At 33.2% G+C, this 17,692-nt stretch carries 12 protein-coding genes and 2 tRNA genes; 8 read left to right on the top strand and 6 right to left on the bottom strand.

Annotation, left to right across the window (positions count from 1 at the left end; genetic code table 11):
• Positions 1–80 precede the first annotated feature (80 nt).
• The 3 genes from bshB1 (at position 81) to B8T70_RS04190 (ending at position 1,350) form a co-directional block, all read left to right on the top strand.
• The gene (gene bshB1 / locus B8T70_RS04200) at positions 81–797 is read left to right on the top strand and encodes a bacillithiol biosynthesis deacetylase BshB1 (RefSeq protein ID WP_039117200.1); all 717 of its coding nucleotides are present in this window, start codon (positions 81–83) and stop codon (positions 795–797) included.
• Positions 798–874: 77 nt separating this feature from the next.
• A tRNA-His gene (locus B8T70_RS04195) sits at positions 875–948 on the top strand.
• A gap of 328 nt (positions 949–1,276) precedes the next feature.
• Positions 1,277–1,350 (top strand) — tRNA-His (locus B8T70_RS04190).
• A 417-nt stretch (positions 1,351–1,767) separates the two neighbouring features.
• On the opposite strand, the gene B8T70_RS04185 is transcribed toward B8T70_RS04190, so the two are convergent.
• From B8T70_RS04185 to panB, 6 genes are all read right to left on the bottom strand, one after another.
• Positions 1,768–2,622: a neutral zinc metallopeptidase gene (locus tag B8T70_RS04185; protein ID WP_086894026.1), complete on the bottom strand. Its 855-nt coding sequence runs from the start codon at positions 2,620–2,622 to the stop codon at positions 1,768–1,770.
• A gap of 97 nt (positions 2,623–2,719) precedes the next feature.
• Positions 2,720–6,748 carry a PAS domain S-box protein gene (locus B8T70_RS04180; RefSeq protein ID WP_242667421.1) on the bottom strand — a complete coding sequence of 1,343 codons (4,029 nt, stop codon included), beginning with the start codon at positions 6,746–6,748 and terminating at the stop codon, positions 2,720–2,722.
• A 94-nt stretch (positions 6,749–6,842) separates the two neighbouring features.
• Positions 6,843–7,640: a hypothetical protein gene (locus B8T70_RS04175; protein WP_039117203.1), complete on the bottom strand. Its 798-nt coding sequence runs from the start codon at positions 7,638–7,640 to the stop codon at positions 6,843–6,845.
• Positions 7,641–7,837: 197 nt separating this feature from the next.
• A complete protein-coding gene (locus tag B8T70_RS04170; RefSeq protein ID WP_086894024.1) occupies positions 7,838–9,166 on the bottom strand; it encodes an aldehyde dehydrogenase in 1,329 nt (442 codons plus the stop codon).
• A gap of 72 nt (positions 9,167–9,238) precedes the next feature.
• A complete protein-coding gene (locus tag B8T70_RS04165) occupies positions 9,239–9,928 on the bottom strand; it encodes an RluA family pseudouridine synthase (protein WP_039116171.1) in 690 nt (229 codons plus the stop codon).
• A 205-nt stretch (positions 9,929–10,133) separates the two neighbouring features.
• Complete coding sequence (gene panB, locus B8T70_RS04160) at positions 10,134–10,952, bottom strand: 3-methyl-2-oxobutanoate hydroxymethyltransferase (RefSeq protein WP_039116170.1); 819 nt, start codon at positions 10,950–10,952, stop codon at positions 10,134–10,136.
• Between the two features lie 454 nt (positions 10,953–11,406).
• Here panB and B8T70_RS04155 point away from each other — a divergent pair, with 454 nt between their 5' ends.
• The 5 genes from B8T70_RS04155 to kdpB all read left to right on the top strand — a co-directional run bounded on the left by B8T70_RS04155 (position 11,407) and on the right by kdpB (position 17,621).
• A complete protein-coding gene (locus B8T70_RS04155; protein WP_165572289.1) occupies positions 11,407–12,750 on the top strand; it encodes a sigma-54 dependent transcriptional regulator in 1,344 nt (447 codons plus the stop codon).
• A gap of 319 nt (positions 12,751–13,069) precedes the next feature.
• Entirely contained in the window at positions 13,070–13,351 is a 282-nt protein-coding gene (locus tag B8T70_RS04150) for a hypothetical protein (RefSeq protein WP_035626556.1), read from the top strand.
• Between the two features lie 333 nt (positions 13,352–13,684).
• Entirely contained in the window at positions 13,685–13,762 is a 78-nt protein-coding gene (gene kdpF / locus B8T70_RS24435; protein ID WP_016362011.1) for a K(+)-transporting ATPase subunit F, read from the top strand.
• Between the two features lie 92 nt (positions 13,763–13,854).
• On the top strand, positions 13,855–15,576 hold the full coding sequence (gene kdpA / locus B8T70_RS04140) for a potassium-transporting ATPase subunit KdpA (RefSeq protein ID WP_039117207.1): 1,722 nt from the start codon (positions 13,855–13,857) through the stop codon (positions 15,574–15,576).
• Between the two features lie 11 nt (positions 15,577–15,587).
• Complete coding sequence (gene kdpB / locus B8T70_RS04135; RefSeq protein WP_039117208.1) at positions 15,588–17,621, top strand: potassium-transporting ATPase subunit KdpB; 2,034 nt, start codon at positions 15,588–15,590, stop codon at positions 17,619–17,621.
• Positions 17,622–17,692: the final 71 nt, after the last annotated feature.

The following is a 17,692-nucleotide window of genomic DNA, read 5'->3' as shown; positions in this document are numbered from 1 at the left end:
ATTAAAGAAGAAAGAGAATAGGGGTGTAGTAATTAGTAAGGATTAAAAACTAAGGCTCAAATTAAATTTGAAATAAAAACATGAAATTAGATATATTAGCTTTTGGAGCACATCCAGATGATGTAGAATTAGGTTGTGCAGGAACAATTTTAAAAGAAGTTTCTTTAGGGAAGAAAGTTGGCATTGTCGATTTGACCCGAGGAGAATTAGGAACACGTGGTTCTGCTGAATTAAGAGATCAGGAAGCTGCTGCTGCGGCAAACATATTAGGTGTTTCTGTGCGTGAAAATTTAGCGATGCGTGATGGTTTTTTTGTAAATGACGAAGCGCATCAATTAGAGGTTATAAAAATGATCCGTAAGTACAAACCAGAGATTGTTTTGTGTAATGCAATTGATGACCGCCATATTGATCACGGAAAAGGTAGTAAGTTGGTTTCTGATGCTTGTTTTTTATCTGGTTTGATGAAGATAGAAACTACGCTTAACGGTGAGCCACAAACAGCATGGCGCCCTAAGGTTGTATACCATTATATTCAGTGGAAAAATATCGAGCCAGACTTTGTTGTGGACATCACAGGATTTACTGAAAAGAAAATAGAATCGATTTTAGCGTATGGATCGCAGTTTTATGATGCGAATTCTAAAGAACCTGCTACCCCGATAACGAGTAAAAATTTTCTTGAAAGTTTAAATTATCGTGCACAAGACTTAGGAAGATTAGTTGGTGTAGATTTTGCCGAAGGTTTTACTGTTGAAAGGTGTTTGGCCGTCAATAGTTTAGGGAATTTGATGTAAAAAAGATGAAAATTTTTCATTTTTTTCTTTGTAGAAGTAAAGTTTTGCTCTATATTTGCACTCGCTAAGCAGAAATGGTGGTTGTAGCTCAGCTGGTTAGAGCATCGGTTTGTGGTACCGAGGGTCGCCGGTTCGAACCCGGTCATCCACCCAGAAATTTAAAGCCTTGAAGAAATTCAAGGCTTTTTTTGTATGTTTAATTTTTTGAGAAAAATTTTACCGCAAAGAGTGCAAAGGGTTACACAAAGTTTAATGAATAGCTTTGCGAACCTTTGTGTTTTTTTGTCTTTGTGTGCTTTGCGTTTAAAATGGATTCTAAAGATTCAAAGGGATAAAGATTGTCTTATACAAAAAAGATTTAACTGCAAAGGGTTATGCAGAGGTTCGTAAAGTTTAATAAATAGTTTAGTGAAGCTTTTTATTTTTTTCTTTGTAGAAGTAAAGTTTTACTTTATATTTGCACTCGCTAAGTAAAAATGGTGGTTGTAGCTCAGTTGGTTAGAGCATCGGTTTGTGGTACCGAGGGTCGCCGGTTCGAACCCGGTCATCCACCCAGAAATTTAAAGCCTTGAAGAAATTCAAGGCTTTTTTTTGTGCATTTATTTGAGGTTCAGAGAGTTAAGGACGGCACAAGTGTCTTGTGCAAAAGATTTTACCGCAAAGAACGCAAAGGGTTACACGAAGGTTCGCAAAGTTTGATAGATAGCTTTGCGAACCTTTGCGTTTTTTTTTTTCTTTGTGTACTTTGCGTTTAAAATGAATCCTAAAGAGGCAAAGATTCAAAGGGACAAAGGTTTTCTGTAGAGACGCACCGCAGTGCATCTACGTTGTAAAGGTTTGTTTGACTTGTGGGAGAACACAAAGATTAATATTATGGGACTTCGACTCTGCTCAGTCGGACAATATTGGGTATAAAAAAAGCATGATAATTATTTATCATGCTTTTTTTATAATTTGAGATTTTATCTTCTTATCTAATTTCGGCAAAGGTATCGCCTTGGTTGATGTCTCCGGTTTTATATCCTTTCATAAACCAAAATTTGCGTTGTTCTGATGTTCCGTGTGTAAATGAGTCAGGAACAACTTGTCCTTGCATTTTACTTTGTATGGCATCGTCTCCAACTGCATTTGCAGCACTTAATGCTTCATCAATATCTCCTTCTTCTAGATATTGTTGGTTGTTATGTGCCCAAACTCCTGCATAAAAATCGGCTTGAAGTTCTAATGCTACAGATAGTTTATTGGCTTGTGCTTCGCTTTTGCCTTCTTGTGCTTTACGCATTTTGGCCGATGTACCTAGTAATGTTTGTATGTGATGCCCAATTTCATGCGCTATAACGTATGCAATAGCAAAGTCCCCACCTTTGGCACCAAATCTTGTTTTTAGTTCCTCAAAAAAGGCTAAATCCATATATACATTCTGGTCGGCAGGACAATAAAAAGGACCAGAAGCTGATGTAGCTCCACCGCATTGTGTTTGAACTGAACCTCTAAAAAGTACTAGTTTTGGATATTTATATTTCATACCATTCTCGGAGAAAATTTTGTCCCAAGTTTCTTCATTTCTTGCTAGAATTGCTTTAACAAAATGACCTAATTCTTCGTCTTCTTTACTTAGTGGGGCAGCAGCTTCGGTTTGGTTTGATTGGGAACCTTGCATTTGTTCTAAGACAGGAGTTATTAATTGTGCATTTTCACCTCCAAAAACATTTACGAGTAATATTATAATTCCAATGATTCCACCTCCTACAAGGGTTTTTCCACCTCCCGACATTCCTCTTCTGTCTTCAACGTTATCACTTTCTCTTGTGCCTTTCCATTTCATAATTATATGGTTTAAATGTTTTTATTCAAAATTATGCGTACACGAATTTATTGATATTTTTTGAAATAGTAGCTTTTATCTTCTATTTCTTTACTGTTTAGGTAATGGATTTAATTATGGCTTTTTCGATACTACCCTTAATAATTGGTTTAGATATATAACCAGTCATTCCGGCATTGATGCAATTTTGCTTTTCATCTTTTTCCGCACCAGCTGTAACAGCGATTATAGGGATTTTTTTTCCTGATTTTAATTTACGTATTGCTTTTGTAGCTTCATATCCATTCATGATAGGCATTTGTATGTCCATGAAAATAATGTCTGGATTAATTACTTTGTGTAATCTAACGGCTTCTTCGCCGTTTTCGGCATCGTAAATAATAGCATTTACAAATAGGTTTTTTATAGTAGCCCTAAGTAACAATCTATTCACGTTATTATCCTCTACAATAAGGAACTTTATTTCTCTAGTGAGTAGGTCTTTGTTTAAAGTAGAAGTGCTATTACTGTTTTCGGTCTCATTTATGAAAAGATAAGGCACATATGTATCGCAACTTTTTATATCTAAATCAAAATAAAAAGTACTTCCAATATTTAGTTTGCTTTCTAGTTTTAAATGGCTGTCCATTAAACTAAGTAGTTTATTAGAAATGGTCAATCCTAATCCTGTACCTCCAAATTTGCGGGTGGTCGAGCTGTCTTCTTGTGAAAACGCCTGAAAAATTCGTTTTTTGTTTTCCTCAAGAATCCCAATACCAGTATCAGAAACCGAAAAGCGTATTGTGTATGTATCGTTAATCTTATCGAGTACGGATACATTTAGTTTTATCGTTCCTTTCTCGGTAAATTTAACGGCATTTGCTAGTAAGTTAATCAGGATTTGTTTTATTCGGAGTACGTCAATCCAAAAGCAATTTGGTACATCTTCATTTATGTTTAATTCTAATGTAAGTTTCTTAAGATTAGATTCGTATAATATTAAATCGACTACTTGATTGAGTATTTCTCTAATATCATATTTATCGATATTTAGTTCTAATTTTCCAGCTTCTATTTTAGAAAAATCAAGGATATCATTTATAATATTTAGCAATGATTGAGCCGATTGATTAACGGTAATCATATATTTTTGCTGAATTTCCTGAAGATTGGTTTTCATCAATAAATTTGTAAAACCAATAATTCCGTTTAAAGGTGTTCGGATTTCATGAGACATATTTGCCAGGAAATCTGATTTTGATTTATTTGCTGCTTCTGCTAATTGTTTTGCTTTTATAGCATCTTCAGTTTCTTTTTTGCTTGTAATATCAAAATAAATTCCACCAACAAAATCAATTGTATTTCCTTTTTTAATTACATCGCCAAATTCTTCTACCCAAATGTATTCGCCAGATTTTCTTTGTATTCTGTAAACACAATGTATTGGTATTCCTCTTTTTAAATCATTTATTTGGTTTTTAATGATGTTTTCTTTGTCCTCTGGATGCATTAATGAAATAAAGGATAATCTATTTTCGAGAAACTCAGTTTTTGGATATCCGGTTAAATTCTCGATTTCATCGTTTAGGAATACTTTGGAGCCTAATTCATCAAATTTGGATAAATAAACTGTACCAGGAATATTATTAGCGATTAGCTTAAATTTTTCTTCACTTTCGTGAATTCTAGCTTCATTTCTGTTTCTTTCTAAGGTCGAAGAAACGTTATTAGCAAGCGATTGTAAAATATAAATTTCGTCTTCGGACCATTTTTTTTCATTTGTACAATCATCAAATCCTATAAAGCCAGTAAAATCGTCATTTATATATAGCGGAAGTATCAAGATTGATTTGATTTCATTGGCTATTAATAGCTCTTTAAAAAACGAATCTTTAAGTTTTCTTGTTAGTGTATTTAAGATTTTTTTGCTTTGAGCCTGATTGAATATCTCATGTAAATTATCGGAGGTAAAACCTCGTAATTCGGTGATTTGCTTAGTAATTCCTTCTCTTGCCCATTTGTATTTCTGACTTACGAGATTGGTATCATTATTTTTTTCATAATAAAACATATGATCCACCTTTGTAGCTTTTCCTATTATTTCAAAGGTTTCTTCAAACATTTTAGAAGTGCTTTTGCTTAGTAAAAACTTTTCGGTACATAAAGCAAGTGCAGATAATAGCTGACTCTTGAATTCTAATTTTTTCTCGGTCATTAACCTCATTTGCGAAGAAATCGCTAATGAAATAATATCCGAAATGGTTCGGGCAAAATTGATGTCTTCATTATCCCAAATCCGTTTGGTTTTGGTAGATTCAAAACAAAGAATACCTGTTAGTTGTCCATTCGTAAAAATTGGAACATCTAGCATCGATTTAATATCGTTTATTAAGAAAGCTTCTTTTGTAAATTCTGATATTTCTAAATGATTAAAAACATCTGGAGCATTGATGATGGTTTTGTTTTTTATTGAGTTAAAATAGATAGGGTATAATTCTCTTTTTAAAATCTTCTTTTTCTCTAGTTTATGATTGTCTACGCTAAATAAATTAGTACAAGTAATTATATCTTCAGTATATTTCCAATGGCTAACCCGATTGGCTTTAGAAACAATTGCGGCTTCTTTTATAATCAGTTCTACAACACTATCTATGTCATCGTAATTACTGAAGTTTGTGGTCGATAATTTTTTGGAGACAGTATTATAATCTTCAATTTTTTCATGCCTGATTTTATTCTCGTTTTCAATGTTTTTTAATTTTGTAATATCTCTGGCAATACCTGAATAACCAATTATTTGGCCTGCATCATTTTTACGGATAATTACTTTTAGGGAAACCCATAATTCTTCGGTATTTTTTTTCAATAACGGAATTTCTATAGCAGGAAAATCATTTTCCTTTTTCTTTAAGTTTTCTTCCAGATTTTCATAAAAATTCACCGTATTTATGGTGTAATCAACGTGAATGAATTCTGAATAATTATGAGAAATAATTTCTGACTCTGAATATCCTAATGATGAAATTGCAAATTCATTGATGAAAGTAAAGTTACCGTCATCATCGGCTTCAAAAATTAAATCGGTAGCGGTCTGGATTAGATTTTTATATAAATCTTTAGTGTTTATTTGCTCCGTTATATCTTGTCCTATACTAATTATTAGGTCCTCTGAGAATTTTTTATCTTTCCATTGAATGTATTTATATTCTCCGTTTTTACATTTTAATTTACGGATGTAGAGTTTGTTGTCGATATAAGTTAAATGGTAATCTTCGCCAATAAACTCGGGATCTTCTGTAAGATTCCAGAATCCAATTCCCATAACTGCTTCTGGTGAATATCCTAAAATATCGATTATGGTTTCACTACAAAATAAGATTTCTCCTTTGCGATTACTGGCAATTGTAAGAGAGTTTCCTTTATGTACTATTTCGTTAGAAAACCGAAATTTGTCGTTTTCGTTTAATAAAACAGCATATTTTACGTAGTTGACAACAAATACAATAAGAGAAAAATTAATTAAAATTACAGATGTTTTTAAAGGAATAGAATGTGAAATAGTAACATCAACTAAAAACAAAAATAATAAGGCTGTAAAAAACCAATATAATTTTATAGGTTTTAAAATAGTATACGAAAAGTAATAGGCTACGACAAAACTAATTATTGGGGTTATATCATTAGGAAGAGAAATGATATTGCGTAATATATAACCAAAGAATAGTAAAAATAATACAATGAAGATAAATTGTACTTTTTTACGTAAGTATTTAACTTTACTAGTTATAAAGTAGAATAATAAAAAGAAAAGACCAATCGAGGTGTTAATGATAAGTAAGCTTTTGGGCCTAATTTTAAATAGCTCATTAACAATCTCTATTACAATAATGGTAATCCCAAAAAACAAAAAATAGAGAAGATACTCTTTATCAGTAGTATCATTTTCTTTCTCTTTTTCGATAAAATTACCTAGTTGCTTTTTTATATTAAAAAAATGATAACCTAAAAAAATAATAAAACCCAATAAAGCCAGTCCTAGTGCAGGAAATTTAGGATTATTGTAAGAAACAATCCATTGGAGGTTTACGTCGCTAAATAACAATAAATTATGGGCCAAGCCTGTTAGGTTTGGCCATGAGGATATCATTGTTATAAAACTACAGTAAAATACCATAGATTTTTGGTTAATTTAGGTTTAATTAAATAGATTCCTGGAGAAATTATTATATCAATTCTATCTGTTATAAAAATGTTTTTGGTCCTGATTTAGATTCTTCAATCTCGTCTAATGCATCTACACCGATAATTGCGCAATAAATTGCATAGGTCATAGAATAAATAAAAGGAAGGGTAAAAACTACCCCAATACAGCATCCTATAAATCCTACCATTGCTGCGATTCCGGCAACAATTAATAACCCAATAAGAATTAGAGGTTGTTTTGAAACAAGCATAAAGCTAGTTTTAATAGCATCAATGGCATTAAAATTTCCAAAGACAATTAATGGAATTGTTAGGTAAGTAAAAAGCGAAATTAGTAATGAAATTACTGTTCCATAAATTGATAGATTTATCATTTCTGTCGCTATTGATATGGCGATACTTATAACCGATATAATAAAAGTAGCTCCTATAATGTTTGTTAAGTATGGTAATTTGTAGTAATAAAAAATTGTAGCAAAATTAAATTCTTTGTCTTTATCTGCACAATCGGCCATTTTTAAAAATCCAGCAGTAAAGGGAGCAATAAATACAGCCAATAAAATCATAGATGTCATATATATTATAAGGAAATTTCCAGATAATTTTAAATGTTGTAAGTTTTCTATAGATTCTTTTGTTAGACTTCCGATTCCAAATAAAGAAATCACAATACTCGAACCGAAAATAGCAAGTACAAAGTAAAAAATAAGAAGAATAGACCCTGCGTAAAGCGCTATTTTTTTATAATTTTCGAAAGCATGATTAAATACATTTGAAAAGTCTAATTGATAACCAATTTTGTTGATTTCTTCTATTCGTTGTTGCGTACGATTCATAATTTTTGAAAGTAGTTATTCGTTATATTTTGGATTTTTTTTAGATTATCTTTTTATAAAATATCAGAAGTAAATATAGTATATTTTTTAAGTCGGCAAAGTTAAAATCGGGTTTTTAGCAAAATGATTTAATGCAATTATCTGATTTAGTTACGGAAAATAATTTTGATTAATTGATTGTTTAAACTCAGATAAATTTAGATCCAGTCTAATAATTTTTTTATAGTCGTTAATTTATCTTTATATGGTGCATATCGCATTGGTAAATCGAGCCAATTGGCTTTTTTTACTATGCTTTTATGATGAGAGAAAGTATCAAAACTTAATTTACCATGATAAGCTCCTAAGCCACTATGACCAACACCTCCAAACGGAAGTCTGTTATTTGAAAAATGAACAACGGTATCATTAATGCATCCTCCGCCAAATGAGTAACGTGTAATTATTCTTTTTGTAAAATTCTGGTTGTCACTAAAAACATATAAGGCAAGAGGTTTTTCGTATTGCTCGATAATGTTTTTTATATCAGCTTCGGTTTTGTAAGCAAGTATAGGTAATAATGGCCCGAAAATTTCTTCTTGCATAATATTACTTTCCATACCTGGTTCGTCGATAAGAGTTGGTGCGATATAAAGTTTTTTCGCATCGGTATGTCCTCCAAAAACTACTTTGCCAGGTTCGATCATGCTATCTAATCGTACCCAGTTTTTGGTATTTATAATTCTGGCAAAATCTGGTGATTCTTCGGGATTTGCGCCGTAAGCTTTATTAATCTCATCTTTTAGATATCCTATAAAATGAGTTTTCATATCTTTATGAATCAAGATGTAATCGGGGGCTATACAGGTTTGTCCTGCATTTATAAATTTTCCCCAAACGATTCTTTTTGCAGCTAGTTTTAAATTGGCAGTTTCATCTATAATACATGGGTTTTTTCCGCCAAGCTCCAGCGTAACAGGAGTAAGGTATTCTGCAGCGGCTTTTGCTACAATTTTCCCGACAGCTACACTTCCTGTAAAAAATATATAATCCCAACGTTTCTCTAAAAGTTTTTGCGAAACATCAACTCCTCCTTGTACCACTTCGACATGATTAATGTGAAATGTTTTCTGGATGATTTCGGTTATAATTTCGGCAGTTTTAGGAGTAAGTTCTGATGGTTTTAAAATGACTTTATTTCCTGCTGCTACAGCGGATATTAATGGGCATAAAGCTAATTGAAAAGGATAATTCCAAGGAGCAAGAATCAATACTTTTCCGTAAGGTTCTTTGTAAATATAATCGGTAGAAGGAAAGTTAAGTATCGATGGAAAAACACGTTGTGGTTTTGCCCAGCGATAAATATTTTTAATGGTATCTTTTAATTCCGAAATAACATAATTGGTTTCGGTTAGAACGGCTTCAAAAGCAGGTTTTTTGAAATCATCATACAAAGCTTTAATGATTAAATCTTCGCTTTTTTGTATGTTGAACAATAGTTTTTTAAGCGTCTCTTTTCTGTAACCGATGTCATTTTTATAGTCCATTTTAAAATCTGCTTAGTTTTTACTATGCAAGTTAATTTTAAAATTTTAAATAAAAGTGATTTTACCCAAAAATCATATAGCATTCCATATCACTTCATCTGGAGTAGGAGCAATAATGGTAAGTGGTTCTTTGGTTACAGGATGTATAAAGGTTAATTTTCGGGCATGAAGATGTATTCCTCCATCGGGATTACTTCGGTCAAAACCATATTTTAAATCTCCTTTTATAGGTGATCCAATTGCTGATAGTTGTGCTCTAATCTGGTGGTGTCTTCCTGTATGTAAATTAATTTCGAGTGCTACGTAATTCTGAAGTTCTTTAAAAACAGTATAATCTAAGCTTGCCAATTTACTATCTGGAACTTCTTTTAAATGCGCTTTTGAAGTATTATTTTTCTCGTTTCTTTTTAGAAAATGAACCAATTTGGCGCTTGTTTCTACAGGCTTATTCTTTACAACAGCCCAATAGGTTTTTTGAGTCTCGCGATTACTGAACAATTCGTTCATACGCGTTAATGCTTTGCTTGTTCTGGCAAAAACTACAATTCCAGTTGTAGGACGGTCCAATCGATGTATTACACCTAAAAATACGTCACCAGGTTTATTGTATTTGTCTTTTATGTATTCTTTTACAACGTCCGATAATGGTTTATCGCCTGTTTTGTCACCTTGTACAATATCGCCTACGCGTTTGTTTACAACAATAATATGGTTGTCTTCGTGTAGAACCTGGAGATTATCTTTATTGGAAATGATTTTCATAGTTTATTTTTGGAGTTCCTAAGTGGCTAAGTTTCTAAGATGCTAAGAAGAAACCTTAGAACCTTATTTCCTTAGCATTTTAGAACCTTAAAGAAGTTTGGCTAAAGCCTGATTAACTTAAAATATTCCTCCTGCTTTAGCAGGAGGCTATTCAATTTTAAAACCTTTGAACCTTTGTTGCTTAGAACCTTAGTGTCTTAAAAAATTAATATTGCTCACCAGAGTTAGGGAAATCTCCAGATTTTACATCATCAACATATTGGCTAATTGCAGTAGTCATTCCTTCGTATAAATTCATGTAGCGTCTTAAAAAACGTGGGCTAAACTCATTGTTCATTCCTAACATATCGTGAATTACAAGAACCTGACCATCTACCTGACCACCAGCACCGATTCCGATTACAGGAATAGAGATGCTTTCGGCAACTTTTTGAGCTAAATGTGCAGGGATTTTTTCAAGAACTAAAGCAAAACAACCAATTTTTTCTAGCAATTTTGCATCTTCAATTAGTTTTTCGGCTTCGTCTTCTTCTTTGGCACGAACGGTATATGTTCCGAATTTATATATTGATTGTGGTGTTAAACCCAAATGTCCCATAACTGGAATTCCTGCGTTTAATATTTTTTTAATTGATTCTTTAATTTCTTTTCCACCTTCTAATTTTACTGCGTGACCACCACTTTCTTTCATGATTCTGATAGCAGAACGCAATGCTTCTTTAGGGTCTGATTGGTAACTTCCGAAAGGTAAATCAACAACAACCAAAGCTCTTTCGATAGCTCTTACTACAGACGACGCATGATAAATCATTTGGTCTAAAGTAATTGGTAAGGTAGTTTCGTGACCAGCCATTACATTCGAAGCTGAGTCTCCTACAAGGATTACATCGATTCCGGCAGTATCAACAATTTTGGCCATTGTATAATCGTAAGCCGTAAGCATTGAGATTTTTTGCCCATTGGCTTTCATCTCAATTAATGATTTGGTAGTAATTCTTTTGTAATCTTTTTTTGCTACAGACATTGTAATCTATGATTTAGTACCGATAGAATCGGGATTGATTTATATTTTGAATCTGTAAAAGTAATAAAATGAATTTTTTTAAAATGAATTTTGGTAGGGAATATAAAAAATGAGAAGTAAAATTAATTGAGGAGAGTATATGTATTAAGTTTTGAATTGTCTCCAGCATTAGCAGGAGTCAATTTAAAACTCGAAGTAACTGAAAGTATTTCTGTGCTATCGTTGTGTTGATATTTTCGGGACTGAGCAATCTGTTTTGTTTCTAGCCCTGATGGGAACGGCATCCTTTTATGGCATCCCGATAGCTATCGGGATGCTATAAAAGATATAGTGTACAGCGGGATTAGCTCCTAAATAAAAGGGTAGATTATTTTATGCTAAAAAAGTATTTGGAAGTATTTAATTGACAAATGGGTAAAATAACTAATTTTGAAAAACTAATTCACAAATCCCCATTTTGAAAAATATTCTTATTATTGACGACGAAGAAAAATTACGCCATCTTCTCGCCAGAATTATACGCTCGGAAGGTTTCGAAGTTTTTGAAGCAGCAGATTTAAAATCGGGCTTCAAAAAGTTAGAACACAATGATATTGATGCTGTGTTGTGTGATGTAAAACTTCCTGATGGAAATGGTGTTGATTTTCTTCAGAAAATAAAAGCGGCTTTCCCGTTTACAGAAGTTATCTTATTGACGGCTTTCGGTAAAATTTCTGATGGTGTTCAAGCCATGAAAAATGGCGCTTTTGATTATATCGTAAAAGGTGATGATAATGATAAAATTATTCCGCTTTTATACAAAGCTTTGGAGAAAGTACAATTGCAAAAGAAAGTTAAACAACTTGAAAAGCGAATCTCTGATAAATACTCATTTGATAATATTATAGGAAAATCTAAAGGGCTTGAGCAGGTTATCGATTTGGCTCAAAGGGTTTCTAAAACAGATTCGACTGTGCTTTTGATGGGAGAAACCGGAACTGGTAAAGAGGTTTTTGCTCAGGCAATTCACGAAAACAGTAATAGAGTTGGTAAGTCGTTTGTGGCTTTAAACTGCAGTACTTTTAGTAAAGAAATTCTGGAAAGCGAATTGTTTGGACACAAACAAGGTGCTTTTACGGGAGCGATAAAAGATAAAAAAGGATATATTGAGGAGGCTAATGGTGGTACTTTATTTCTGGATGAGATAGGAGAGATGCCATTAGAACTGCAAGCTAAATTATTACGTGTTCTGGAAACAAGCGAATACATTCAGCTTGGAGATACGAAGCCAAGAAAATCGAATTTTAGATTAATTGCAGCTACCAATCGAGATTTAAAGGTAGAAAGTGAAGAACACCGTTTTCGTTCGGATTTATATTTCAGGTTGAATATTTTTGAAATTAAAATTCCGCCTTTGCGAGAAAGGGTTAAGGATATTTTGCCGTTGGCACATTATTACGTAAAGCAATTTTCTGAAAAAATAAATAAGAAAGCTTTATCTATTGATGAAGGGTTTATGCAAAAAATGGAATCGTACCAATGGCCAGGAAACGTTAGAGAATTAAAGAATGTTATTGAGCGTTCGGTTATTCTGGTAAATGGCGATGTTTTAACTCAAGATGTTTTGCCTTATGAAATGCAACACCAAGTAGTTAAAACGAATAAAAGCGTGTCGGCATTCTCTATGCAAAGTGTTGAAAAATTGCATATTCAGAAGGTATTTAATTATACTAAAGGTAATAAAGCCGAAACGGCACGATTACTCGAAATAGGGATTGCAACTCTTTATCGAAAATTAGACGAATATAATATTCAATAATAATTTAAAATTCCAATGCTGATAGTTATCGGGATAAATTCCAATTTAAAAACTTCATCGGAGGGATACATATTTTGATTACGAAACGTTTGTCTACTAATTTTTAATTTTTCTATAAATATATTGTCCCAATGGGACTCAAAACTAAAAAATTAAAATCCTTATCATTTCAATAAAAGCCTATCATTTTGATAGGCTTTTTTTATGCCTGAATTTTAAGTAAATTTGATAAGGTGTTAGTTTATAGTGTATTGGGTTAAAAGTTTTTTTTTGGAATGTATTTTGGCATAAGGGAGGAAGAACAAAAAAAATCATTCTTATGAAAAATCAAGTCACCACGATTTATAAGCAAGCTGAACGGTTTGCCGAAATCACTAAGACAGCAATCATTAGCGGGAATATTGTCAGAGCAAAAAAATGTCTGGCGCTTGCCGAGCGATTATATACTACAGGGAGTTACGAAACTAAAAGTGCCATTTCGAACGTATACGTTTTCTCGGTTTCTTCTTTCATGGAATTACGGCATTGTACGATTTCGGATTTATTTCCAAAATCGTTGAAGGCTGAATATATAAAACAAATTAATGCGTCGGGTGTCTAGGAAAGACTGATAGAGCCAAGAGAATAGGGTTAAGAGAATAGAAACAAGATGTTAGGAGGTAGAAGAAAGACTAAAGTTGTTTTTTGAAATCTATTATCTATAAATGTTTAATCTATAATCTTTAAGTCTTGCCTCTTGTTTCTCCTCATCTTTAAATCTTGCCTCTTGCTTCTCCTAGTCTAGTTTCTTCTAATCTCGGAGTCTAAAAAATAATAATCCAATAATCTAAATAAATCAAAACCTATGTTAATCACTATTCTTTTACTCGCACTGGCAGTTTTGCTCTTTGCGATTTGTTTTAAATCTGTCGAATTTTTTGAAAAAATTTAAATCATGACTGCACTATTTATTATTGCCCTTGCCGTTTTCGGCTATTTGGTTTACGTATTAATCAAACCCGAAAAATTTTAATGATGTTAAAAGTTATAAGTGAGATGTTAGATGTTATACGTCGGTCTCCTTTTACAAATCACATCTGACATTTTACTAAAATTTAAAAAATTATGAACACAGAATTATTTGGCGTCATCAGTATTTTTATCATTACGATAGTTTTAGCCATTCCTTTGGGAAAATATATTGCTAAAGTTTATTTGGGTGATAAAACATTACTTGACCCGATTTTCAATCCAATTGAAAAACTTATTTTTAAAATCAGTGGAATCAATTCCACCGAAGAAATGAACTGGAAGCAACACTTAAAAGCACTTTTAAGTATAAACATGGTTTGGTTCTTTCTTTGCTTCTTTATTTTATTGTTTCAAGGGTCGCTATTCTTAAACCCCGATAATAATCCATCGATGAGCCCAGATTTGGCATTTAATACTGCCATTTCATTTATAGTAAACTGTAATTTACAGCATTATTCGGGCGAAAGCGGTGTATCTTATTTATCACAAATGTTCCTGATGTTCTTGCAATTTGTTTCGGCTGGTGTCGGAATGGCTGCTGCAGCAATGGTTTTTACTGCAATGAAAGAAAGATCTACAGATAAATTAGGTAACTTTTATAACTATTTTATCAAAAGTTGTACTCGCGTTTTATTACCATTAGCTGCTATTGTAGCTACTGCTTTGGTATTTAGCGGTTCACCAATGACTTTTGAAGGTAAAGATGCTATCACTACTTTACAAGGTGATAATGTTGAGGTTTCTCGCGGACCTGCTGCAGCATTTATTGCCATAAAACATATAGGTACAAATGGTGGAGGTTTTTTTGGAGCTAACTCAGCACATCCATTAGAAAACCCTACTTATTTTTCTAATGCTGTCGAATTATGGGCTCAATTAATTATTCCGTTTGGGATGATTTTTGCCCTAGGTTTTTATCTAAAGAAAAGAAAATTATCATACGTTATTTTTGGCGTTATGACGGTTGGATTCTTATTACTGGTTATCCCAACGGTTATTAGTGAGATTAACGGAAATCCAGCTATCGAAAGAATGGGAATTACCCAGGCAACAGGAGCAATGGAAGGCAAGGAGGTTCGTTTAGGTCCAGCTATTTCAGGTTTCTGGAGTATTGCAACAACGGTAATTTCTACAGGTTCTGTTAATAGTATGCATGATAGCTCGATGCCAGTATCTGGTGCTATGGAATTGCTTGCCATGATGGTTAATGCATTTTATGGTGGTTGTGGTGTTGGTATTCTTAACTTTTATGTTTTCATTATTCTGGCAGTATTTATTTCTGGTTTAATGGTTGGTCGAACACCTGAATTTTTAGGAAAGAAAATTGAAGCTCGGGAAGTTAAGATTGCTGCTTTTGTTGCTATTCTTCATCCTTTATTAATATTATCAGGAACAGCTTTGGCTTCGTATTTTGCTGCACATGATACAGCAATGGGATGGTGGTTTAATGGGAATGCAACAGGTTGGTTAAACAACCCGGGAAATCATGGATTTTCAGAAATGTTATATGAATATACTTCTAGTGCAGCCAATAATGGTTCTGGGTTTGAAGGTTTAGGAGATAATAATCCGTTCTGGAATATTACTACAGGAATTGTATTGCTATTGAGTCGTTTCATTCCTATAATCGGGCCATTGGCTATTGCAGGATTATTGGCTAATAAAAAATATATCCCAGAAAGTGCAGGAACTTTAAAAACAGACACTTCTATTTTTGGAGTAATGGTTTTTGCAGTAATTGCAATTATCGCCGCCTTATCATTCTTCCCAGCGTTGGCTTTAGGTCCATTGGCAGAATATTTTACATTAAAATAATATAAAAGAAAATGACTAACAATAAATCCAATTCATTGTTTGAAAGTAAGCAGGTAAAAGATGCCTTAGTGCAATCTTTTGTGAAGCTTAATCCAAAATTGATGATTAAAAATCCGGTAATGTTTACCGTAGAAATAGGGACTGCCATTATGTTTGCTGTTTGTATTTCCATTTTGATGGGAGCAAACGATCAAGGTAGTTTTGCATATAATTTAATTGTGTTTTTAATTTTACTAGCAACTCTTTTGTTTGCCAATTTTGCCGAAGCAATTGCCGAAGCAAGAGGTAAAGCCCAAGCCGATAGTTTAAGAAAAACACGGGAAGAAACACCAGCAAGACAAATCCTTGCTAATGGAGAAATCAAAAATATTAGTTCTTCGGAATTAAAAAAAGGAGATGTTTTCGTTTGTGAAGCTGGAGATTTAATAGCAACTGATGGTGAAATCATCGAAGGTTTGGCAACTATTGATGAAAGTGCGATTACTGGAGAAAGTGCTCCTGTAATTCGTGAAGCTGGTGGTGATAAATCATCGGTAACTGGAGGTACAAAAGTATTGTCGGATAAAATTAAAGTAATCGTAACATCTGAGCCTGGCGAAAGTTTTCTTGATAAAATGATTGCTTTGGTTGAAGGAGCAAGCCGTCAGAAAACGCCAAACGAAATTGCATTGACTATTTTGTTGGCAGCATTTACTCTAATCTTCGTGATTGTTTGTGTTACCTTAAAACCATTTGCAGATTATGCTAATGCGCCAATAACAATTGCTGCTTTTATCTCTCTTTTTGTATGTTTAATTCCAACAACAATTGGAGGTTTACTTTCAGCAATCGGAATTGCGGGAATGGATAGAGCATTGCGTGCTAACGTAATTACAAAATCTGGAAAAGCGGTAGAAACTGCTGGTGATATTGATGTATTACTTCTTGATAAAACAGGAACTATTACTATTGGTAACAGAAAAGCAACTAATTTTTATCCTGCTAAAGGTGTTACAGAAAAAGATTTTATAGAATCTGCAGTATTAAGTTCTCTTGCAGATGATACTCCTGAAGGAAAAAGTATTGTAGAGTTGGCTGGTCCAACTGTAGCTCAAAACTTATCTATTGAAGGTGCTACTTTAATCAAATTTACTGCTGAAACCAGAACTAGTGGTGTTGTCTTAAAAGACGGAACTAACATTAGAAAAGGGGCTCAGGATGCTGCAAAAAATATTGCACTTCAGGCTGGAAATAATTTCCCTGAAGATATTGCTCAAAAAGTAATTGATATTTCGTCTAAAGGTGGAACGCCATTGGTAGTGGTTAAAAATAACCAAGTACAAGGGGTTATAGAGTTGCAGGATATCATTAAAACTGGAATGAAAGAACGTTTTGACCGTTTGAGAAAAATGGGTGTAAAAACGGTAATGGTTACTGGAGATAATCCTCTTACGGCTAAGTTTATTGCTGAAGCTGCTGGTGTTGACGATTTTATTGCCGAAGCGAAACCTGAGGATAAAATGAACTACATTAAAAATGAGCAACAAATGGGTAAACTTGTCGCAATGATGGGTGACGGTACGAATGATGCACCGGCTCTTGCACAAGCAGATGTTGGTGTTGCAATGAATAGCGGAACTCAAGCTGCTAAGGAAGCGGGTAACATGGTCGATTTAGATAATGACCCAACCAAGTTAATTGAGATTATTGAAATTGGAAAACAGTTGTTGATGACCAGAGGTACACTTACAACATTTTCTATTGCAAATGACGTAGCGAAGTATTTTGCTATTGTTCCTGCACTTTTTATCACTGCGATTCCTGCTTTACAAGGTTTAAATATCATGCATTTGCATAGTCCTGAGAGTGCGATTTTATCGGCTGTAATCTTTAATGCGATTATTATCCCAATATTGATTCCGCTTGCGTTGAGAGGTGTTGATTATAAACCAATCGGAGCGAGTGCAATCCTAAAAAGAAACTTGTTGATTTATGGTTTAGGAGGATTGATTATTCCTTTTATCGGAATTAAATTAATTGATTTGGCAGTAGCTTTATTTATGTAATCTAAAAAAAGGTTCTGAGATACTAAGTTACTAAGGTTCTAAGGTTTTTTCTTAGCGTCTTAGAAGCTTAG

Origin of the sequence: Flavobacterium sp. AJR, assembly GCF_002156885.1 — a bacterium.
In the GTDB taxonomy this organism is placed as follows: Bacteria; Bacteroidota; Bacteroidia; order Flavobacteriales; family Flavobacteriaceae; genus Flavobacterium.
The sequence above is the reverse complement of the archived record's forward strand: the minus strand, read 5'-3'. Positions and strand labels throughout refer to the sequence as shown.

What these genes read in the sequence shown, in the direction of transcription:
- B8T70_RS04180 (WP_242667421.1), bottom strand. Translation starts at nt 6,748, where the DNA reads ATGATATCCTCATGGCCAAACCTAACAGGCTTGGCCCATAATTTATTG.
- kdpB (WP_039117208.1), top strand. Translation starts at nt 15,588, where the DNA reads ATGACTAACAATAAATCCAATTCATTGTTTGAAAGTAAGCAGGTAAAA.
- B8T70_RS04165 (WP_039116171.1), bottom strand. Translation starts at nt 9,928, where the DNA reads ATGAAAATCATTTCCAATAAAGATAATCTCCAGGTTCTACACGAAGAC.
- kdpA (WP_039117207.1), top strand. Translation starts at nt 13,855, where the DNA reads ATGAACACAGAATTATTTGGCGTCATCAGTATTTTTATCATTACGATA.
- B8T70_RS04150 (WP_035626556.1), top strand. Translation starts at nt 13,070, where the DNA reads ATGAAAAATCAAGTCACCACGATTTATAAGCAAGCTGAACGGTTTGCC.
- B8T70_RS04175 (WP_039117203.1), bottom strand. Translation starts at nt 7,640, where the DNA reads ATGAATCGTACGCAACAACGAATAGAAGAAATCAACAAAATTGGTTAT.
- B8T70_RS04185 (WP_086894026.1), bottom strand. Translation starts at nt 2,622, where the DNA reads ATGAAATGGAAAGGCACAAGAGAAAGTGATAACGTTGAAGACAGAAGA.
- bshB1 (WP_039117200.1), top strand. Translation starts at nt 81, where the DNA reads ATGAAATTAGATATATTAGCTTTTGGAGCACATCCAGATGATGTAGAA.
- kdpF (WP_016362011.1), top strand. Translation starts at nt 13,685, where the DNA reads ATGACTGCACTATTTATTATTGCCCTTGCCGTTTTCGGCTATTTGGTT.
- panB (WP_039116170.1), bottom strand. Translation starts at nt 10,952, where the DNA reads ATGTCTGTAGCAAAAAAAGATTACAAAAGAATTACTACCAAATCATTA.
- B8T70_RS04170 (WP_086894024.1), bottom strand. Translation starts at nt 9,166, where the DNA reads ATGGACTATAAAAATGACATCGGTTACAGAAAAGAGACGCTTAAAAAA.